This window comes from Pseudodesulfovibrio sp. JC047, from assembly GCF_010468615.1.
Classification (GTDB): Bacteria; Desulfobacterota; Desulfovibrionia; order Desulfovibrionales; family Desulfovibrionaceae; genus Pseudodesulfovibrio.
In genome coordinates this window covers 1-21,025 of record NZ_WUEH01000031.1, presented here as the reverse complement: position 1 = coordinate 21,025, position 21,025 = coordinate 1, and the positions used below count along the sequence as shown (strand labels likewise).

General features: G+C 52.5%; 18 protein-coding genes. 6 read left to right on the top strand and 12 right to left on the bottom strand.

Annotation, left to right across the window (positions count from 1 at the left end):
• Nucleotides 1-88 precede the first annotated feature (88 nt).
• From GO013_RS15510 to GO013_RS15500, 3 genes are all read left to right on the top strand, one after another.
• Nucleotides 89-787 (top strand): FadR/GntR family transcriptional regulator, encoded by a 699-nt coding sequence (locus tag GO013_RS15510; RefSeq protein WP_163812725.1) that lies wholly within the window; start codon nucleotides 89-91, stop codon nucleotides 785-787.
• A gap of 2 nt (nucleotides 788-789) precedes the next feature.
• A complete protein-coding gene (locus tag GO013_RS15505) occupies nucleotides 790-1,806 on the top strand; it encodes an alpha-hydroxy-acid oxidizing protein (RefSeq protein WP_163812723.1) in 1,017 nt (338 codons plus the stop codon).
• A gap of 120 nt (nucleotides 1,807-1,926) precedes the next feature.
• Complete coding sequence (locus GO013_RS15500; RefSeq protein ID WP_163812721.1) at nucleotides 1,927-2,727, top strand: sulfite exporter TauE/SafE family protein; 801 nt, start codon at nucleotides 1,927-1,929, stop codon at nucleotides 2,725-2,727.
• Between the two features lie 54 nt (nucleotides 2,728-2,781).
• Here the strand turns inward: GO013_RS15500 and GO013_RS15495 are convergent, their stop codons facing one another.
• The 3 genes from GO013_RS15495 to lpxB form a co-directional block, all read right to left on the bottom strand.
• The gene (locus GO013_RS15495; protein WP_163812719.1) at nucleotides 2,782-3,105 is read right to left on the bottom strand and encodes a hypothetical protein; all 324 of its coding nucleotides are present in this window, start codon (nucleotides 3,103-3,105) and stop codon (nucleotides 2,782-2,784) included.
• 32 nt (nucleotides 3,106-3,137) lie between these two features.
• The gene (locus tag GO013_RS15490; RefSeq protein ID WP_239057913.1) at nucleotides 3,138-4,748 is read right to left on the bottom strand and encodes a glycosyltransferase family A protein; all 1,611 of its coding nucleotides are present in this window, start codon (nucleotides 4,746-4,748) and stop codon (nucleotides 3,138-3,140) included.
• A gap of 159 nt (nucleotides 4,749-4,907) precedes the next feature.
• Nucleotides 4,908-6,047, bottom strand: coding sequence for a lipid-A-disaccharide synthase (gene lpxB / locus GO013_RS15485; RefSeq protein WP_163812715.1), 1,140 nt, complete (start codon nucleotides 6,045-6,047; stop codon nucleotides 4,908-4,910).
• A gap of 131 nt (nucleotides 6,048-6,178) precedes the next feature.
• On the opposite strand from lpxB, the gene GO013_RS15480 reads away from it, so the two are divergent.
• Entirely contained in the window at nucleotides 6,179-7,102 is a 924-nt protein-coding gene (locus tag GO013_RS15480; RefSeq protein ID WP_203529665.1) for a Gfo/Idh/MocA family oxidoreductase, read from the top strand.
• A 390-nt stretch (nucleotides 7,103-7,492) separates the two neighbouring features.
• Here the strand turns inward: GO013_RS15480 and GO013_RS15475 are convergent, their stop codons facing one another.
• The 8 genes from GO013_RS15475 to GO013_RS15440 form a co-directional block, all read right to left on the bottom strand.
• Nucleotides 7,493-8,344: a proline/glycine betaine ABC transporter permease gene (locus GO013_RS15475; protein WP_163812714.1), complete on the bottom strand. Its 852-nt coding sequence runs from the start codon at nucleotides 8,342-8,344 to the stop codon at nucleotides 7,493-7,495.
• Between the two features lie 36 nt (nucleotides 8,345-8,380).
• Nucleotides 8,381-9,322: an ABC transporter substrate-binding protein gene (locus GO013_RS15470; protein WP_163812712.1), complete on the bottom strand. Its 942-nt coding sequence runs from the start codon at nucleotides 9,320-9,322 to the stop codon at nucleotides 8,381-8,383.
• Nucleotides 9,323-9,412: 90 nt separating this feature from the next.
• Nucleotides 9,413-10,609, bottom strand: a complete 1,197-nt coding sequence (locus GO013_RS15465; protein WP_163812710.1) for a glycine betaine/L-proline ABC transporter ATP-binding protein — start codon at nucleotides 10,607-10,609, stop codon at nucleotides 9,413-9,415.
• A 579-nt stretch (nucleotides 10,610-11,188) separates the two neighbouring features.
• Nucleotides 11,189-11,821, bottom strand: coding sequence for a BON domain-containing protein (locus GO013_RS15460; RefSeq protein WP_163812708.1), 633 nt, complete (start codon nucleotides 11,819-11,821; stop codon nucleotides 11,189-11,191).
• 65 nt (nucleotides 11,822-11,886) lie between these two features.
• Nucleotides 11,887-13,509, bottom strand: coding sequence for a glycosyltransferase family 39 protein (locus GO013_RS15455; RefSeq protein WP_163812706.1), 1,623 nt, complete (start codon nucleotides 13,507-13,509; stop codon nucleotides 11,887-11,889).
• Nucleotides 13,510-14,136 carry a phosphatase PAP2 family protein gene (locus GO013_RS15450; protein WP_163812704.1) on the bottom strand — a complete coding sequence of 209 codons (627 nt, stop codon included), beginning with the start codon at nucleotides 14,134-14,136 and terminating at the stop codon, nucleotides 13,510-13,512.
• A 55-nt stretch (nucleotides 14,137-14,191) separates the two neighbouring features.
• A complete protein-coding gene (locus GO013_RS15445) occupies nucleotides 14,192-14,383 on the bottom strand; it encodes a hypothetical protein (RefSeq protein ID WP_163812702.1) in 192 nt (63 codons plus the stop codon).
• A gap of 101 nt (nucleotides 14,384-14,484) precedes the next feature.
• Nucleotides 14,485-16,260, bottom strand: a complete 1,776-nt coding sequence (locus GO013_RS15440) for a 6-hydroxymethylpterin diphosphokinase MptE-like protein (protein ID WP_163812699.1) — start codon at nucleotides 16,258-16,260, stop codon at nucleotides 14,485-14,487.
• A gap of 139 nt (nucleotides 16,261-16,399) precedes the next feature.
• Between GO013_RS15440 and GO013_RS15435 the strand changes: the two genes are divergently transcribed.
• The gene (locus GO013_RS15435; RefSeq protein ID WP_163812697.1) at nucleotides 16,400-18,679 is read left to right on the top strand and encodes a cysteine synthase; all 2,280 of its coding nucleotides are present in this window, start codon (nucleotides 16,400-16,402) and stop codon (nucleotides 18,677-18,679) included.
• Between the two features lie 183 nt (nucleotides 18,680-18,862).
• On the opposite strand, the gene msrB is transcribed toward GO013_RS15435, so the two are convergent.
• The gene (gene msrB, locus GO013_RS15430; RefSeq protein ID WP_163812695.1) at nucleotides 18,863-19,990 is read right to left on the bottom strand and encodes a peptide-methionine (R)-S-oxide reductase MsrB; all 1,128 of its coding nucleotides are present in this window, start codon (nucleotides 19,988-19,990) and stop codon (nucleotides 18,863-18,865) included.
• A gap of 273 nt (nucleotides 19,991-20,263) precedes the next feature.
• On the opposite strand from msrB, the gene GO013_RS15425 reads away from it, so the two are divergent.
• On the top strand, nucleotides 20,264-20,812 hold the full coding sequence (locus GO013_RS15425) for a hypothetical protein (RefSeq protein ID WP_163812693.1): 549 nt from the start codon (nucleotides 20,264-20,266) through the stop codon (nucleotides 20,810-20,812).
• The last annotated feature ends 213 nt before the right edge of the window (nucleotides 20,813-21,025 follow it).

The following is a 21,025-nucleotide window of genomic DNA, read 5'->3' as shown; positions in this document are numbered from 1 at the left end:
GGTTCTTCGAAAATCCATAAGAAATATTGACGACCTGGGTTTTGTGGTCTAATTGGATTATTGGTCCAACCAATATGAGAGGAAATCCATGGAACTCAAACCAGTGAATCGGAAGTCCGTATCCGAAGAAATTGTTCAGCAGATCAGGGAGATGATCGACCATGGCGCATTGCAGCCGGGTGATCGATTGCCTGCCGAGCGTCGATTAGCCGAGGAATTCGGTGTTTCACGGACATCCGTGCGTGAAGGGATCAAGATTCTGGCGGAATCAGGTATTCTGGAAAGTCGTCAGGGGTCAGGAACGTTTGTCAGCGAAGATCGGGACGATGATGGGTCGTTGTTTGACGCCGTACTTACCGGGCAGCATGACCTTCGGGATGTTTTTGAAGTGCGGAAGATGTTGGAACCGGAGATTGCGGCTCTGGCGGCTATCAATGCATCACCGGACGAGTTGAATCGTTTGGAATCCACCCTGATCGATCAGGAGCAGGCGGTTCGTCGAGGCGCATCCGGGGTTGGATTCGATCAGAAATTTCATCAATTGTTGGCTGAGGCGTCGGGCAACCCTGTTCTCAGGGAGATGGTGACCGTTCTCCACGAGGGATTTGCCAGAAGCCGGGCCGAGGAAGTGCAATCGCCGGAACGCCAGCAGGCATCTGTCCGAGCGCACAGAAATATTGTCGAAGCGGTCAAGAATGGGCACGCCATGCAGGCTGAAAGGGCCATGCGTGAGCATCTCATTTCGACTGAAAGTCTTGTTTTTTCAATCAATATATCCAGGAGATAGGAATGAAGGAATTTCACGATAAGGCGCGTGAACTGATGAAGGGGTACTGTCGAGTGTGCAAGGTGTGCGACGGCAGAGCCTGTGTGGGAGAAGTCCCGGGAATGGGTGGTCTTGGAACAGGAGCATCTTTCAAGAGCAATGTGGAGGCGTTGGCCGAGATTCGGCTGAACATGCGTTTGTTGCATGACGTGACCGAGCCGGACACTTCCACGTCCGTGCTGGGTTATGATTTGTCCCTGCCGGTGATGGCTGCACCCATTGGTGGCGTGTCGTTCAATATGGGCGGTGGCATCAGTGAAGACGCGTATGCCGACGCGGTCGTGACCGGCAGCAGGCAGGCCGGAGTGATCGGTTGTACGGGAGACGGCGTGCCTACCTATGTCCATGAGGCCGGGTTTGCCGCCATCGTCAAGAACGACGGTTTCGGTATTCCTTTCATTAAACCATGGGAAGGGAAAGAGTTGGGTGAGAAGCTCGAATTGGCCCGGGCTACCGGATGTACCACTTTTGGTATGGACGTGGATGCCGCTGGTTTGATTACCCTGCGGCAGATGGGGCGGCCAGTCTCGCCAAAACCTGCTTCGGAATTAAAGAAGGTCGTGGATACCGTTCACAGCTGGGATGCCAAATTCATTCTCAAGGGCGTCATGACACCCGATGAAGCCGAGTTGGCTGCCGAAGTGGGAGTCGATGCCATTGTGGTGTCCAACCATGGTGGCCGTGTGCTGGATCATGCGCCGGGAACGGCCGAGGTCATTCATGAAGTGTCCGAAGCGGTGAAAGGCAAACTCACGGTTCTCGTGGATGGTGGTGTCCGAACCGGTGTGGATATTCTCAAGATGCTCGCTCTGGGTGCTGATGCGGTCATGATCGGTCGGCCGGTCGCTGTGGCAGCCATGGGCGGATTGGAAACCGGCGTTGCCACGTATTTCGAGACGTTGCGTGCGCAGTTGTCCGGTGCAATGATTTTAACGGGGATTCAGGACATTCAATCCATTGATTTGAAAGTGCTTTTCTAAATGTCGAGGAGAGCCGGGGGACGCGCGGCGGTGCGTCCTCTGGCCATTGGTGTGAACAGCAAACCGAGTGTGGCGTGTATTTCGTGAAAGAAACATGCGTGAACATGGTAGAAGGACAGCATGATTACAACCTATTTACTGTATATCGTTCTCGGCGCATTCGCCGGGGTCTTGGCGGGACTGTTGGGTATCGGTGGCGGACTGGTCATTGTACCCATGCTCAATATTGCCTTTGAAATGCAGCATTTCCCCGAGGTACATATCCAACATATTGCGCTGGGAACCTCGTTGGCAACCATCATTTTCACGTCTCTTTCCAGTATGCGCGCCCATCACAAACGGGGAGCCATCAACTACACGGCATTTTGGCGACTTGTTCCCGGTATTCTTGTCGGGACCTATCTCGGAGCCTGGATTGCCGCCATGCTTCCGACCGGATTTCTCAAGGCCTTTTTTGGCCTTTTCCTGTACTACGTCGCCAGTCAGATGTTGTTGGGTATCAAACCGAAAAGTGCGCGGGAACTGCCCCGGCAGACCGGAATGTTTGCTGTGGGCAATGGTATCGGTATTTTTTCCGCATTGGTCGGTATTGGTGGCGGAACGCTGACTGTCCCGTTCCTGTCCTGGTGCAATCAGACGATGCATACGGCCATTGCCACGGCTGCGGCGGTGGGATTGCCCATCGCATTGGCCGGGACCACCGGGTATATTGTCCATGGATGGGGTGTTGAAGGCATTCCAGGACCGCATTTCGGGTATATTTATATCCCGGCCTTTTTGGGCATCATTTCCATGAGTGTCCTGACCGCACCGCTTGGCGCAAAGCTCGCCCACAGCCTGCCCGTGGACAAGCTGAAACGCATTTTTGCCATTCTGCTTCTGATCGTGGGAACCAAGATGTTGTGGGGGGCTTTCTTTTAAGCCGTCAATCTTTTGAAATAAAAGGGCTGATTCCGTGAGAATCAGCCTTTTTTTTTATAATCCGAAATTGTGTTGATGGGCGTCCACAACGTTGTCTACCCTGACGAGTTTTTCGTCGATGCGCCCAGGTTTGATCGTGTATCGGGTGACTGTCCATTCCAATTGATCGATAAATTCCACATGCCCGTATCCGTTGTCCGGCAACAGATCTCGGACGGCTTCAATGAAGTCGTCGATCATGAGGTAATGTCCTTCATGGTCAACACGCAGGACATCCCCGTCATATTCGACCTGTTCAAAGGGATTTACGGCCTTGAGTTGTTCATATATTTCAGGCGAAATTCGGTGAAAATCGCCATATATCCGTACATCGTCCATCAGTATCCTCCCGCAATGGTGCTGCGAAAGAACTAGGTATTCATTCCCAGCTGGTCAACAAGGAAAATGCTTTTCCCTTCGAGATCACGGTCTGACCGTTGTTGGGTTTCTTCTCTCAGGGGGATCAGTTTCTTGTTCGTGTACTTGGTGTCGAGCTTCAACTTGTTGCCAAGAATCTGGCCCATCTGTTTGGTATCCTTTGATTGCGCCAGGCTGGAATGTTGGATGTGTCGGACGGCCAGTCCTCCCACGAACAAGGCGGGCATACCGATCTGGTTTGAACGAATGTCGCGATCAAGGTCGTCAAATTGTGATGGCGTGTACCGCAGGTCAAAACCGTCGGTTTGTTCCACGGAACGGATGTTGAGCAGATGGCAACAGCCGGACACGGACAGGCAGGGACGAGTGTAGGTAAACAACCCGGAATCGAGGCCTCCGGCGCAGTTTTCAAAGACCCGCACTTGATCGGAAAGCTCTTTTGTGTTCGGCGTTTGTTCAGAGAAAAGGTTATAGTCTGCGGATTGCAAGCTATAAGGCGGTGTCGCTGCGGTGATGCGGCAACCGACAACACCGATGTCGTCGCGGTTGCGGACCGGGCCGAGAAGTCGCAACAACCAGTCCGGGGGCAGAATGACATCGTCATCCAGAAAGGCCACCCATTTTGAGGCCTTGACTTCAGGTCGGGCGAGTAACCAGTTTCGTGCGGCAGGTGCGCCTATGTTGACAGGCAGGGTTTCCACACTGAATCGGTCTGCGCCAAAATCGTCCTGTGCCTTGCGAAGTACGGCTTCCGTCTCGTCATTGGAGCCATTGTTCAGAGCGATGATTTTGGCGTGACCGATCTCGCTGTCCAACAGGCTTTGCAGGGTGTCGGCCAGCAGGTCTGCCTTGTTCCAGGAATAGACGAGGATCGTGACGTCATGCGTTTCTTCTGGAGACGCGATGGCTGGTGCCTTGAAAAGATCATAGAGCTTGAGTGTCAGATTGACATGCCATGGAATTGCCTTCCACAGTCCGGCCAGAACGTTTTGCCCCGCCTCTGTTTCTCCCATGCGTATGAGCAGTTCGCCTCCGATGTAGGCTCGCCAGAGTCCCCAGAGTGATGGGTCGAGTTTTTCGACAACAGGCAGTGCTTTTTCCGGCGGGAGACAATAGACTGCCCATTCCGCTTCCATACGTTCCTTGAGAGGGCGTGTCGCGTCGGCCCAGTCCACCATGTCCAGCGCGGCTTTTGGAATATCCGGTCTGCCCAGAAGAATGAGGTCCTGCCAAACGTGTTGGAGCCAGGACAGTCCTTTTTTCGGGTCTTTCAGAACAGTGCTGAGAAAGCGCAGGATGAGTTTTTTGTCATCCTGTCGAGCCAGAGTATGCCATGTTTGCATGGCCTCTTTTTCAACCAGAGCGGTCTCTTGGGCGGCTTCGCTGTCAGTGTCCTTGGCTTCTCCGAGTTTTGGGAGTTTGGACATGGTGAGAAGAATGCGGGTGAAAATCGGGCCGAGTTTCAGTCCCATGTTCAGGCTTTTGATACCCCAGGTGCCCATGCCGGGTGCAAGAGGATGCGCTTGAACACCCCAGAGAGCCATGCCCATGTTCATGGCTTTGCTCTCTGGATCACGTCTCGCCAGTTGAAAGAGTTCCGCCATTATGTCGAGAAGCGTGTCCGGAAGGGCCATACCCAGTGCCCACCCTGGAAAATGTTCTGACAATTCAGAAGAAAAGGGTTTACACGGTGGGAGTATTTTTGGAAATTCGAAATGATTCATGATGCCTGCCAATGCGTAGAAATATTGAAGTAATTGGGTCTATCGGCCAAGTTCTGTCAGGTCGTGTTCAATGATTCGGGCTGCCCGCAAGGGCGCGCCGGGTGTGCCGACCATGGTGCGGAGCGCGGTCAATTCTTTTTTGACACGATCATATTCCGTCTGGTCGTCCAGCCAACGACTGACAGACTTGGCGAGTGTCTCTGCACATGCGTCCTTTTGAATGTGTTCAGGATAAATTTCATGCCCTGCTATCAGGTTGGGTAATGAAATGAAGTCCACATTCACCAAGAGTCTGCCAATAAATTCAGACAGCAAGGACACTTTGTACGCGACCTGGACCGGCGTGCCGATGAGAGCTGTTTCCAGCGTCACAGTACCGGATGCGGCTATGATACACTGACATGAGCGGAATGTCTCGTACCGTGTTTCAGGTCCAATTATTTCCACTGGAATGTCTTTTGGCCAGTCCGAAAGCAGCCGTTTTTTGTCCATGCCTGGTGCTTGAACCATGACATAATGGAGGTGTGGGTGTGCCGTATGCAGCAGCTGTGCCGCACCGGCAAATTCAGGAAGGAGGGTGCTTACCTCCTTGTTTCGAGAACCGGGAAGCAGTCCGATCTTGTGTGTATCGACAGGAAGGGCATCAAGTTGTTCCAAAGGGAGTACATCCATGAGTGGGTGGCCCACGTAGTCCACATCCATGCCGTATTTTTGATAAAATTGTTTCTCAAACGGCAAAATGCAAATGACTTTGCGGACATGGTCTCGCAAAAAGTTGGCCCTTCCTGATCGCCATGCCCAGATTTGTGGACTGATATAGTAATAGACCGGGATATTGAGTTTCTTGGCTATTTTGGCAATGCGGAAATTGAATTCCGGGCAGTCCACCAGGATAATGGCGCGTGGCCGGATCGACGTCAGTTCGCGTTTGATCTGGCCAAGGAGTTTGAGAATGCGGGGCAGGCCCCCGAAAATTTCCGTGATGCCGACAAGAGAAATGAGTTTCATCGAGAAATGAACGTCCAGCCCGGCGGCTTCCATGGCTGGCCCACCCATGCCGATAAAGGAGGTCTCTGGAGCTATTTCCTGAAAGCGTTTGATGAGTTCCGCGCCATGGAGATCCCCTGACGCTTCGCCGACATTAATCCAAATGGGGCCGGTTGAATTTTCTGTATGCATCATTGTTTCCTATCGTATGCGTGTATTCTGGGCAAGTGAAGCGTGTATAATCGGTCCGTCAGGGTTGCAATGGACGGGTTTGCCCTGTAGAAAGCTTTCGCAAACAGGAAACTTTGACCGAGGATGTATATATGCTGAAAGTAGGCGTTGTCGGGTTGGGTTGGATGGGCCGTGTTCATCTGCGCAACTACACCGAAATGGCTGATGTTGAAGTTGTCGGCGTGGTCGATATCGATGCAAAGGCTCGTGAAGAGGTCGCCGCTCAGTTTGGCGTGAAGACCTTTGCCAGTCTCGACGAATTGCTCGAAAACGATCTGGATGCCATGTCCGTCTGTGTCCCAACCAGTCTGCATCATGAGGTTGGTATGAAGATCATGGACAAGAATATCAACGTGATTATCGAAAAACCCCTGGCTGTTTCCGCTACCGAGGGACACGATTTGGTCGCCAAGGCCAAGGAAAAGGGAGTTGCTCTCATGGTCGGCCATGTCGAGCGGTTCAACCCGGCTGTCCAGCGCGTCAAGGAATTGATCGGTGACGATGTCATTTCCATTCAGATCGAACGCGTCGGTCCCTACCCGCCGAGAATTCAGGACGTGGGTGTTATCAAGGATCTCGGTTCTCATGATATTGATCTCATTCGTTTTCTCACTGGTTCAGAATTCAAGTCCGTGTATGCCGTCTCTTCCACTTCGCTTGGCAAGCATGAAGACTCCGCGTTGATTACCGCTGAGATGGAAAACGGTGTTCTCGCCAATATTTCCACGAACTGGGTGACCCCCTATAAAGGGCGTAAAATCAGTGTCGCCTGTGAATCCAAATATATTCAGGCCAACCTGATTACGCAGGAAGTCAAAGAATATTCGGCATTTTCAACCTACGACAAATCCTATTCCGTGCGGGAATGGCCGCTCATGTTCCGTGAGCCTGTCAAAGAGGAATTGACCCAATTTCTGACCGCGTTGCGGGATGGAACATCAGTTCCCATCACCGGCGAAGACGGACTCGAAGTGCTCAAGACCTTTGATCGCATCTTTGATTGCGCCTGTTCCTGATCGTTTGACTGATCTGATACTTAAAGTCCGTGTCTCTTTATGAGGCACGGGCTTTTTTTTGAGAAGCCTACCGGCGGTCTCCTTCGGAGAGACCAGGACGCTGTCCTGGACCTGCCAAAGGCCGAGGGCCTTTGGAATCCCATGTCGCCTATCGGCGAGGGCCTCGCAAATGCTAAGGGTAAGGTTTAGTCTGTCCGCAACAAAAAGGCATGATGACGGCGTGCTGGTTGTGTGTCGCTTGTACGAATTTTTTAATTTGTTACTTGCGCGAAGCGCACATAAAAAGTTTAGGAAAAGAAGGGGATTGGGGGTCTGGGGGAAAGGGGGAGAAAAACCCTTTGAAAAGGGCTTTTTCTCCCCCTTTCCCCCAGCCGCCGGAGGCATTTCTTGTTATCTTTTAGTATTCCGCACGGCAACAGCGTGGGTAAGGCGATCGATGATAATAGCGAGGAACACGATCGAGAGTCCGGCTTCGAAGCCTTTGCCGATGTCGATACGGTTGATGGCGATAAGGACTTCCATACCGAGTCCTTTGGCACCGATCATGGAGGCGACCACGACCATGGCGAGGGCCATCATGGTTGTCTGGTTGACACCGACGACGATGGTGGGGCAGGCCAGCGGCAGTTGCACTTTGAAGAGCGTCTGCATGGGCGTCGCACCGAATGCGCGGGCGGCTTCGACCACCTCTTTGGGCACTTCTCGAATACCGACGTTGGTCAGTCGAATGATGGGCGGCATGGAGTAGATGATGGTCGCGAAAATGGCGGGCACCTTACCCAGCCCGAAGAGCATCATGACGGGAATCAGATAGACGAAACTTGGCATGGTCTGCATGGCGTCGAGAATCGGCTTGATCGCGGTTTCGGCTCGATCGCTTTTTGCCATCCAGATACCGATGGGAATACCAGTGGCAAGGGAGATGACCACGGCTCCGGTGACTAAGGCCAGCGTCATCATGGTCAATTTCCAATAGCCGAAACAGCCGATGACCATCAGCATGGCCGAGAGGACCAGACCGCGCTTCCAGCTCCCGAGAAGTCTCCATCCCAGTAACCCCACGCCGATGACGGTCACCGGCCATGGGATCATGATGAAGAACTTTTCGAGCCAAATCAGCAGTTGCAATAAGGTGTCACCAAGGGCGTCGAAAAAGTCGCCCCAGTTGTCCATGACCCATGTCATGGCGGTGTCCACCCAGTCTCCGAGTGGAATGTTCAGTTCCTTCGGGAATTTATACATTATATTATCCGTTGTGTTTGTGTGCGTATGGCCGGGCTATTTCAATTCAGCTTTGACCTTGGTCGCAACGTCGGTGGGAACCCATTGTGTCCAGACGGCTTCGTGATTTTTGAGGAACCACTGTGCGGTTTCTTCCAGGTCGGCTTTTTCTTTTTTGATGTAGGCTAGACATTGGTTGGTCAAATCCATGGTCGTGGTGTATTTTTTCAACATTTCCACGACGGCGGGGGCCTTTTGGGGGAGCACAGTGCTGACAAGAATATTGACGTCTGTGGGCGGGTAAGCGCAGGTTTTTGTCTTTTTCCAGATCTCGGCATCATAGGGTGATTCCGAGAGAAAGGTCATATCCAGCGAACCAAGAATCCAGGTGGGACCCCAGTAGTAGCCGAGCCAGGGTTTGCCTCGTTTGTACGCGGCGAGCATGGAGCCAGCGAGTGCGGCATCGGAGCCGGGCGCGAACATGTTGTACTGTTCATCCAGACCATAGCCCAAGACTTTTTGCTCAGTCTTTTCGGTCAGGGTCCACCCGGAAACGCCAGTGTAAATGCGGCCCATGGATGGATCTTCCGGATCGGCAAAAACTTTTGCGTATTGGGCTAGATCACTGACGGATTTGAGATTTGGCGTGATCGGTTTGATACCTCGTTCGGAGTCGCCTTTAATCATGTAGGTTGGGACCATGATGCCTTGACGACCGTCAGAGTAGTTGGGGCCAAGATCGATTAAGGTGCCGTTTTTGATACCTTTGTCATAGAGTTCCTGACTACTTTGGGTCCAGGATTCCATATTGATATCCATATCGCCACGCATGATGGCTTCGAACCCGATGGCTGTTGCACTGGGAATATATTCAACGTCCTTGCCGTAGCCGTGTTCGATGATGAATCCTGCGATACGGTTGTGGACCTGAATGCTGTCCCATCCGAGATCGGCAAAGATCACGGTGTCATCGTCGGCTCGGGCCGTGCTTGCGGGCATAGTCGTCAGACAAAATCCTAAAAAGGTGCAAAATATCCAAAAGAGTGCAGTGGATTGTACTTTTTTCACAACGAATTTCCTTATGGTTCTTTAGAGTGTCGGTGCCGGTCCGTATTCGGCGATGGCGGCAACGAGGCTGCCTCTGACTACAACGCCGAGAAACTCGTCGTCTTCCTTCACGACAGCCAGCGGCCATGTGGCTTCTGACATCATCGGGTACAATTCGAGCGCGGGGGTATCAATGGAGACACTTCGGGCCGGTTTCATGATTTCTTCAAGTTTTCTGTTGCCAGTTTTGACGGCTTCGGCCGCGTCATACGCGGTGACAATGCCGAGAAGACGATTGCTTTTTCCCAATAAAAAGAGGCTGGAAATGGCATTTTTCCGCATCTTTCTGAGTGCGGCGCGCGGTCCATCCGTGGAGGTATAGGCAACGGCTTCGGCCTTTTTCATGACATTTTCTGCCGTGAGTACCTTGGTCGCGTCCACATCCTCGACAAAACGGCGGACATAGTCATTAGCCGGTGCGGTGAGGATATCCTCGGGAGGGCCGATCTGGACGATTTCTCCGTCCTTCATGAGCACGATTCGATCTCCGAGCTTCAGGGCTTCATCCAAGTCATGACTGATAAAGATGATGGTCTTGTGCATCCGCATTTGCAGCTTGATGAGTTCATCCTGCATATCGCGTCGGATGAGTGGGTCGAGCGCGGAAAAGGCTTCATCCATGAGCAGAATGTCCGGGTCCAGAGCCAGGGCGCGGGCCAGTCCGACCCGTTGCTGCATACCGCCGGACAATTGTGATGGGTAACTGTCACCCCATCCTTCGAGTCCGACCTGTGCCAACATGGTTTCAGAAATTTTGCGTTTTTTTGCGGCGTTTTCACCCATCAGGTCTAAGCCGAATTCGACATTTTCATAGATGGTCTTGTGGGGAAGCAGGGCGAAATTCTGAAAGACCATTCCGAGTTTTTTTTGACGGAGCTCCCGTAGCTCGGGAGCATTCAGCGAAGTGACATCCACGCCATCCACAAACACTTTGCCGGCTGTCGGCTCAATCAGCCGGTTGATGCACCGGACGAGCGTTGATTTGCCGCTTCCGGAAAGGCCCATGATGACGAGGAGTTCTCCTTCGTTGACAGAGAATGACGCCTGATTGACGCCAACACCGAGGCCGGTCTTTTCAAGGATGGTTTCCTTGTCGAGTCCTTGACGGACGAGTTTCATTCCTTTCTGCGGATTTGCACCGAATATCTTTGTAACGCAACTGACAACAAGTTTTTTCATTTAATACACTACCAAGGAGGGTTAATTGAATCCAAAAATCCGATTTAGGCTATCATACAAGAAGCATTTGTCAAATTTGTTCATTAAAGTACCATTACTGTATTGCTGCATAGTACTTTTATGCATCTGATAGTGTGCAGATAGAGATTTGTAGTAAATTTGATAAAAACAAAAAAAATAAAAAATACTACAATAATTCGACTGTAGAAAGCCTCTTTTGCAGTGCAAAATATAAATATTCAATAGATTTTATAAAATGGTATAGGGCGTTATGAACGATTTCATGAAACATGTGTTTTGTGAATTTATGCTCATGAATTTGGGCCCCAGTTCGAGGGGTTGCGATGGTTTTTTTATCGTTTAAAAATATGGTGTTGACGGGAGCGAAAAGATCGCTTTTTTTGTCCGGTTTTTATTTGCGGACATGCGGATGAAATACGGAAGAAGAGTCGCCCTGGAGTCAATGACGAGCGTGTTTTGGGACGTTTAAAGGCGTGGGGGGAAACGGCACGGCAAGGTGGCCTGACGTGTTTTGAGAGTGTTTTTCGAAGGGGGAGGCTGTGGTTTTAGGTGAAACAGTTACTGGTGAGAGACGTCCTCTTCGGAAGGTGGTGGTTCCTGCACGCTGATATAATCAATGACGTGGGAAATTTCGCCAATTTCCGAAGCAATGGCGACAGCGGCGGTTTTTTGTGAATAGTTTTGCGCTCTTCCCACGATAATGGCTTGGGACCGGATCACTTGAACCCGCAAGTCCGCTCCGTGCAAACGGAGCGTTTTGCGCAGTTGTGCGGTCAGTTCTTTTTGAATTTTTTGATCGTTTCGGGCTTCTTTCGCCGACGTGGGGGGGTAGAATTTGCAGGTGATGGACTTGATGCCTTCGACCGTGGACGCGGTTTGGATGATGTAGTCCGCATGGGAGCGGTTTGCCAATTGACCGACAAGATAGGCGTCTGAATCAATGACATGGGCTGAGACGTACAGCCTATTGAGGCGCAAACGTTCACGCAGTCGCCGTTGGAGCATCCGGTCCTGGACAACATGAAGTTCTCCGCCCTCGACGTGATCTCGGGGGATGTAGTCGTCAGCCAGAACAGCGGCGTCGTAGCCAGTCATGGCACCACCAGCCACTTGCACGGCCGGATAGACCGCGCATCCCGAGAGGGAAATGACGAAAAGAGCAAATAGTATGTGGAGTGCGTTTCGAGTCATGACAAGTTTGGAATACTAGTCGAATGTCTAGATTTTGTCTAACTCTATCCGATGAAACGGTCTCCTTACCCCTTGATCGCAACGAAGTAGGTCATTCCGGCAATGGATTGCCGATCGACAATTTGGAAATCAGAGAGCTGGTCTTTCCAGTCTTCCCAATGCTGTTTCCTGATGGAGAGCACCACTTTGTCTGTGTTTTGTGTCCATTCAAGAAATTCGGGAAGATGGTTGGTTTCCTTGAAATTGTGCCTGGCATAGTAGGTGAAGATACCGGAATAGATTTTCAGGGCGTATGGAGCGTATCCTGCGTCCGCATAGTTTTTGATGATTTCCGCTTGTCGTTTGGTACTCATGCCGTTGTCCAGCGATGGAGCGACTATGAGGCCGACCGGGTATAACCAGACGATCATGGCGAGCACCGTCGTGAGTAGTGCGGCCTTGGTGCCGTGGTGTCGAGTCAAAAGAATGGCCGCGCCGCCGCCCACGAGCAGCAGAGCGGCAATGCCCATGCCTCGGATGGGAACCGGGAAGGGCAGCAGATCGCCACCAATGAGCAGTCCCGCACCAAAGACGAGCCAGAGTCCACCGATGCATGTCCAGAGCCGCCGGGTTCGTGCCGCGTCCAGCGTCAGCATGGCTTTTGCCGTGAGGATGGCGAGCGGGGCGAACATGGGCAGAATGTAGATCAGGACTTTGCCGCTGAGGCTTGAAAGAAAGATGAACGTAGCCAGAAACATGATCCAGAGAAATGCCTGTGGTTCGGCGTGTTTTCGTGTGATCCAGACACTTTTCCATGTCGCAAAGGACAATACCTTTTTCCAGGGAGCGACGAGGAGGAAAAGTGTCCACGGCAGCCAGGCCAATGGGAAGGCTATCAGGTAGTAATAGAATGATTCCCGGTGGTGGAATGTCTGCGTAGCGCGTTGGATGACGTGTTTACCCAAGACGGTGTTTATGAGGAAATCCGGGCCTTCGACGATCATCACACCCGCGACCCAGGCGAGCAGAATGGCGACCATGGAGAGCAATCCAAGAGCCATTTGGCGGGTGAACAGCTTTTTGATGTCGCCCCGCCATGCCAGATAGAGCGCGGCGGTCAGCAGCGGGAAGATGAATGCGAGCGGGCCCTTGATGAGGGTGGCTATGCCGGCCACGACAAAAGCGATGAGTGGCCATTTCCCTTGGGACTTTTCAGTGAATGCGCGGAACAGACAGGCATGGCTGACAATGATAAGCGCGGCGAACATGAGGTCCATGCGGGAGTAATGGAACAGGGCCACCAGAAAGAACGTGGTCAGGAGAATCAGGGTGGCGGCCAGGCTGATGGACCGGTCAAAGCGGAGTGACCGGGCCAGAAAGTAGGCTCCATACAGAAAAAAAAGGCCGGACAGGGCCGCGCCGAGGAAAAAGACGCCGGGCATGTCCATGGGGGTCACGGTATCCAGCAACCAGAGAAACCAGAAATAAATGGGAGGTTTGTCCGGATAGGGTTGACCGTTCAGTGAGAGGACCATCCATTTCCCACCTTGAACGAGATTCTGATAGGCGTTGGCGTATCGAACCTCGTCAGAGAACCAGAGGGCACGGTTGTTGAGGCAGAACCATGTCTGGGCGAAGACCGCGACAGTCATGGTCAACCAGGGGTGTTTGGCGAGTCTGTCCCAAAGGGACTCGATGGTGGCTTTCATTTATCTGGCCTTTTTTCTGAAAAGTGTTGAACTGGTGATGATAGAGGTTGCGAAGCCGCCCAGACTCCCGAGTAGCCAGGCAAAAAAAACGTCGGATGGATGGTGCCATCCCAGATAGATTCTGGAGAATCCCACGATGCCGAGATACAGGCCGAGCCCGAGCGTGACCCATTTTTGATTGAGTCGTTGAACCAGCGGCAGTGTCCAGCCGGTGATTTCCGTGGTGTGTCCTGACGGGAGCGAATGATGACTGCCGTGCGTGGTCAGCGGTTCAAACCATGTCCCTTGCCCCGGTCTTGGGCGGCCAATGGTCATTTTGAGGAAATGGACGCACAGTCCCGCTACAATGCCCTGCACAACGAGCAGGACAAGAATGAAACGCAGTCGTTCCCGATTGCGCGTCTTGAGTGCCGTTATGAGCATGATGGCATAGATGCCGTAAAAAACCGGATTGCTCCAGTCCGTGATGGCCTTCATGATCGTCTTCAGCAGGGGGTGGGCCGCCCGATGGGCTTCGAAAAAGACGGCAACGTCGGTTTCAGTTTGAAAACCGAACCAGACGATGGCGAGGAGTATCAGGAGGGGCGCGGAAAAGATCGCCCACTGTGTCAGGGAATGGTTGCGCATAGGGGAGTCTATTCTATCCGGGATAATGGGGCAAGCTGCGCAAAAAAGTGCGGCTTTATGATTCGTCCGGTTCCGGGTATTTTTCGTGGGTGTAGTTGGCCCAAACCTCGGGGCTGGCGTGCAATTCCGTAAGGATGTCCTTCATGGCCTTGCCTTCCTGTTTCCAGTATTTGTAGGCATGGTCTGTACACTCAAAAGGAATGACCAGTGTCCCGTCATCGGTGAAGTAGGGTTTCTTATCGTCCATGGGCGGGGACTATTTCACTTTTTGTCATGAACCGCAAGCCGTGTCCCGGATGTGAAAAATCCCCTGAGTGGCAGGGGATTTTATGATCAAGTGAGGACCGCTTATGCGGCGGACTGGTTGGCCGTGTCACCGGCTCCGCAGACCTTTCGGTCCATTTCACGGACCTTTTTCAGGATGCTTTTGGCAATCCGTTTGAATTCAGGCAGATCCTTTTGTCCATGTTCTGCTTTGGCTCTGGTCAACCCGGCAAGGTCCAATGTCTCATTGAAGAGATACGGGGTGTAGAGCGGGTCCTGTTTGATGAAGAGTTCGATGCGCGTCAGGGCTTCGTGGATGTCCGCTTGATGGGCGGCACGGTGCCGGAACAGTTTGGTCAGATGCTTTTCGGCATTGCGTAACGACGTGGTCCACATGGGAGAGCGAGGTTCAAACCGGAGTGGAGGGACGGCCTTTCTGCATTGTTCAAGTGCGGTCCTGAAGGCTTCGACACTGCCCGGCGCAGAGGCCAGAATACCTCGTGAATAGACGGTGTCGATATCCACGACCTGTGTCCCTTCGATAGGCACACCGCCCCCGTACAGGTTGTAGATGGGGAATTGCGCCTGCTTCAGGTCGTCTTCCAATTCCCGTTTGGCGGTCATGTATTGGACCGTGGTCAGAATGTCGTCGCCGTCCATGTTGTGCGTCGTCTGATGATACGACCGTTTGGCCATGTTCGTTGTTTCGTTGTGATGCCCGGCAGAATGGGATTTGCCATTGAGCCACGCATAATCTTGACCGGCCAGTAAAAGATGATTGACGCCGCAGATTCGCAGGAATCGGGACAGGGTGACAGAGACATTGCCTCCGGCATCCATGACCATGTCGCGGTCTTTGAGGACATACGTTCCCAGCCCTCCGACAGTCCACAGGGGCAGGGTCGGTCCGGGATACCGTTTCAGGACCATGGGGTCGATTTTGGTGGAATAAATGAGTGGCACGTCCTGAACGAAATCCGGGTCCAGCCGTTCAAAAATCTTGAGCATGGAGGCGTCGTAGTCAATGGCGGCACACAAATGCGGCTTGATACCGAGTCGTTGCAGGGTCGGGACGGTTTGCAGTGCGCAGGTGTAGAGAACATGGCTGTTCATTTCCTTGAGCCGAGGGGCCATGGTTTCAAGACTTGGCCCGGCTCCGAGGATGACCGCGCCGACGCCGGCTCCTTTGCCTTCGATGGACTTGAGTGTGCCATCACGCATGGCGCGTTGGAAATTGTTGATCTCGTTGCCGACCATGACATCCTGCCGGAAACGGAGTGTGGAGAGTTCCAGTGAGAAATTTTCCAGTCTGTTCTTGATGATACGTGACCATTTGGCGTATTCAGGGCCGAGCTGACGGCTGGGGATATCGCTTTTGAGATGGATCTGTCCGTAAATGAATTGGAGATCAAGATTGCGGATGACCTGAGCCACAAAACGTTCATCCGGGACCATGAGATGCAGTTTCTTGTTTTCGAAGAACGGACGATAATCCGTCTGGCCCAGACAGGCTAGCAGCATTTCGGCACGCGGTTCGAGCACCATGATCTTGTGAGAATCCGGGGTGTTCTTGAGCAGATGATTGATGCCATACCCGAGGTTGCAGCCGACCACGAATGTGGCCGATGTCCGCGCTTTTTCCGGGTGCAGCCAGTTGGCGTACAATCCGTCCGGGGGCAGGGACTCGAACAGCCCCGTGCCGGTATCCATGCGCCAGTCATGAAGGCCGAGTTGATTGATGAACAGGTTGTTTTTCAGCTTTTCCTCGTGGAAATCGCAGGTAGATAGCCATTGAAAAATCGGGTTGCCGGTGCGTTGCAGATACTCGATGTTGTCCTTCAAAAAGGGATATGCGCTCATGCTTTCCTCGTTATGCTCAAAAAATGGACGGTACCGAAGGTGAAATGCATGTTGTATGCCAGTTGCGTTGGACATGAATTTCCCCTACCGTGCGGACAAACATTGCCAAATCAGCCCAAGGAATTACGAGGGGGCTTCCATGAATACTCATTTACTCGCATTGATCGGAAATACACCGCTAGTTGAGATACGCCATTTGAATCCTAATCCGAACGTCAGGATTTTGGCGAAATTGGAGTGTCAGAATCCCGGAGGCTCGGTCAAGGACCGGGTGGCCGCAGCCATGATTCAGGCTGCCGAGGATTCCGGCGAATTGACGCATGACAAGACCATTATCGAAGCCACGTCCGGCAATACCGGCGTGGGCCTTGCCATGGTCGCTGCGCTCAAGGGGTATCGTATCAAGTTGCTCATGCCGGAAACCGCTTCCGAAGAGCGCAAGATGATCATGGCCGCGTATGGTGCCGAGCTTGAATTGACGCCGGGCCATCTGGCCACGGATGGTGCCATTGAACAGGCGTATCGGTATGCGCGGGAAGAGTCGGACAAGTATGTCCTGATGGACCAGTACAACAATCCGGCGTGTATCGCCGCGCATTATAACGGGACCGGCAAGGAAATTTGGGAGCAGACCGACGGCGCGGTTACCCATTGCGTGATCTGTCTTGGGACCTCCGGCACCGCCATGGGCATTGCCAAACGGTTGCATGAGATGGGGGATGTGCACGTGGCTGCCGTGGAACCGTATGCCGGTCACAAGATTCAGGGTCTCAAGAATATGCTGGAGTCCTATCCTCCCGGTTTGTACAACAAGAAGAGCCTGGATGAAATTCTGCATGTGGAAGACGACGTGGCATTCGACTATTGCCGCAAGCTGGCCCGGGAAGAGGGAATCTTTGCGGGAATGAGTTCCGGTGCGGCATTGGCTGGGGCCGTGCAATTGGCTGAGCGGATCGAGTCAGGTACTGTTGTTGCGATTTTTCCGGATTCCGGCGAACGATATCTTTCAACACCGCTGTACCGACAACAGTCCGGGAGCGGGGTGACCGTGTATGACATGGCGTCCGGCTCGGATAAAATGCTCAACGGGTCGAATGGTCTTGGCATGTATACCATGGGACCGAGCCTTGATGACCCGGATTCCATTGATTCGTGGCGTAGACTCTCACTGCTTGATGTGCTCATTCGACACATGTCGCGATCCGGCGTGTCCGTGAATGCCGCTGCTGGTGTCACGGACATGGATGATCGAACGTTGGCCGCTGCCCGTGAGACGAAAAAAAGTCGTGAGGTTCTGGCCGCTGATCGATTGGTCACGGTGCTTGATCGTGCCCGTGACATGGGCTTGAGCGAATCCATCAGTTTCCCCTTGTCGTCCGGGAGTAATGACACTTCCCTGTCCTTGTGCCGTAAATTGCTCGGCAAGGGATTGGCCTATGAGAAGCTCAGAAGTGTGTATTTCGACGTGTTTCGTGACAAGCGATATGGCGAAATAGCGGATGTGGACATGAACAAGGTGTCCGGTGGGCATACGGTTGATCTGAATTCCTACGTCAAGGACAATCCACTTGATTTTACCTTGTTGAAACGGGCCACGTTGCTCGATCTGAAACGGGGTGAAGTGGTGGAAACCCAGTGGGGCAACGTCCGCCCGAGTTGGTTCTTGCAACACGCGGCCACGGCCATTGACGTGCTGCCTCGCATTGATGTCATGATCGGGTCGGAAAAACACCGTTTCCCGCATCTGGAAAATCTGCGTGCCATTTGGTCCACGGCTGGTCGGGAATTGCAAGCGTGGATGGTCTGTCAACAGTCGTCGGACAGCGATGGGGTGACTCTTGAGACCGTGGCGGAAAAAGTCGGTGGTTATCGTGCTGCCCGATGCTGGCTACTGTCTGTGGCGAATCGCAAAACCCTGTGTGCCTCGGATGAAAACTTGTCCATGTGGGCGCGTAATTGGCGCAAGGTCCAGGAGGGCGCGGCTGTTCTGACTCTTGCTCGTGACGGTGGAGGCGATTCGATTTCTCGTGATGTGGAACAGGCTGTTTTTGATCTAAAGGCTGGTTTCAAAACCGCCATGGATGATGGCCTCAAATTGCATCATTTTTGGCCCGCATTGTTCAAGTTCATCAAGAAAATCAACGGCTGGACTTCCGACAACGCATTGACGGGAGCCGCAGCCTCGGCCTGCCTCGATGAACTTTTGAATATTGATGGTATTCTCGGTATCCTTGATCCGGCTCAAATGCCGGTTCCCCTGAGTGACCTCCCCAACGAGGTTCAAGGCATGGTTGCGGATCGTCAAAAGGCTCGGGAGGCCAAGGATTTCGTGCAATCTGATGCCCTGCGGGACGCCATTGAACAGGCTGGCTTCAGGGTCGAAGACACTGCCGGAGTCCCTAGAGTTTTCAAGGTATAACGCAGCAGAAAATTTCGATTGGAAATGAAAAGTTCCGTCACTGAGGAGTGACGGGACTTTTGTTTGAGATGATGCCGTGTTTGGTTGCATTCGTATTTTCTCGACCCTCTTTCGTCCAAAAAAAAGGGGAGCTTCCCCTCAACGAAAGCTCCCCTGTGGCGGACAGAATCGCCGCCCTATCCCTTAACTCTCATCAAATAAGTGCATGAATTCCTCATAGCCTTCATCCGCAAGATCTTCTTTGGCAATGAATCGGAGTGATGCCGAATTGATGCAATATCGCTGTCCGGTGGGCAGAGGACCGTCTTCGAAAAGATGGCCGAGGTGTGAATCACCGGTGGCACTCCGAACTTCTGTCCGTACCATGCCCAGCGTGGAATCCTGTTTTTCGACAACCCGTTCCTTTTTGATGGGGCGTGTAAAGCTTGGCCAGCCAGTGCCGGAATCGAATTTGTCCCTGGATGAGAACAATGGCTCGCCAGACACCACATCCACGTAAATTCCGTCCCGTTTGTTATCCCAGAATTCATTGTCAAATGGCCGTTCCGTGCCGTTTTTTTGCGTGACGTTGTACTGGAGCGGCGTCAATGTGTCCTTGAGTGCGCCGTCTGTTGGTGCCGTGAATGAACCGGGCAGAGGGCACGGCTGTGGTGTTGCTCCTGTGGTCGAGACTGTGGCCTCATCGCCCCAGGTCTTTTCGACATATTTGTCCCGGCCAGAGAATTTTCGGTAGGTCTTGTATTTTAACGGACAGGTCCGGGCGTAGTTCTGGTGATATTCCTCGGCAGTATAGAAGGTCGTGAAGGGCAGAATCGGGGTGACGATCGGCCCGTCAAGGCGTCCTGATACGTCGAGGGCCGTTTTCGAGGCTTCGGCCACTTCTCGTTGCGCTTCGGAATGGGTGAAAATGGCTGACGTGTAATGGAATCCTCGATCACCAAACGATCCGCCGTCATCTGTGGGGTCAAAGTATTTCCAATAGTGATCGACGAGTGTTCGATAGGTTATTTTCTGGGGATCAAAAAAGACCTGAACCGCCTCTCGATGGCCGGTTTGACCGCTTGAAACCTGTTCATAGGTGGGGTTTTCTTCCGTGCCCCCAGCATAGCCGGAGACCACTTTGAGCACGCCGGGAATCTTTTCGAGATCGGATTCGGTACACCAGAAGCATCCACTGGCAAAGGTGGCTTTCTCAGCGTTGTGTATGTCGGTCATGGTTTTTTCTCCCGGAGCAGTGAACACGATAGACGCAAGCCCGGCCACAAGAAGCATTGCTCCCAATCCGAGCACTGTGGCTTTATGTATGGTCATCTGATGTATCTCCGTTTTTGATAATAGTAATTTTTTGCTTTAGTCTATAAAATAGGGGTGAAAATTGTGTCTGTCAATGAGTGGGCGGGGTGAAAGTTTCGGAGTTTTGGGGAAAAGAGGATATGGAGGGTTGAAATTTTATGAAATTTGGTGGATTTTCATGGGGAATTGGTGCACATGCCATTGCTTCACACGGCTGGCCCGTGCATACTACGGCTGAATCGGCCCTCTGTGGGGACCTCAATTTCGTATCTAATACTTTAAGGAGATATCATGCCCAATCAGAATTTCACGCTTTTTAGCGGCGGCGCACAGGGCGCAGAGAATCAATTCGGCAAATTGGCCGAGTATTATGGTTTGGCGGAGGTCAACTATACGTTCGAAGGCCACAAGATCGAACGGACTCGTGGTGTGCGTGTTTTGACGGACGAAGAATTGACGCAAAAAGATGTCAGTCTGACCTACGTTGCCAAGTTGCTCAATCGCAAGTTCACCAATGCCGAGAAGATGCGCAAGGTTTTGCAAACCATCATGCATCAAGTCGAGTCCAGTCATCAGATTTTTGTTGTCGGTACTATTCAGGATGACGGCACCGTCAAGGGCGGTACTGGTTGGGGTGCTGAATTCGCCAAGATCTGCAACAAGGAATTATTCGTGTTCGGTCAGATCAAGAACGCCTGGTTCAAATGGGAAAAGGGTGAATGGATTGAAGTGAAAGCTCCTGTCATCACCGACAATCATTTCACCGGCACCGGTACCCGTTTTCTTGAACCCAACGGCAAGAAAGCCCTCGAAGAATTGTTCGCCCGTTCTTTCAAATAAGTTCCACACTCTCTCTATACCACCAAGACGGCCTGTTCCCTCAGGCCGTCTTTTTTTGATATGTGTGTGAGTGTGAGGGGGGGAGGGAATGCCTCCGGCGGCTGGGGGAAAGTAAAGCCGCGCGCGAAAATTCGCGGCGATCTGTGAGATAATTCCCTCGCCTTTCCTGTTTCATATTTTGAAAGAGTGTTTCAAAAACAAAGGGGTCACGTC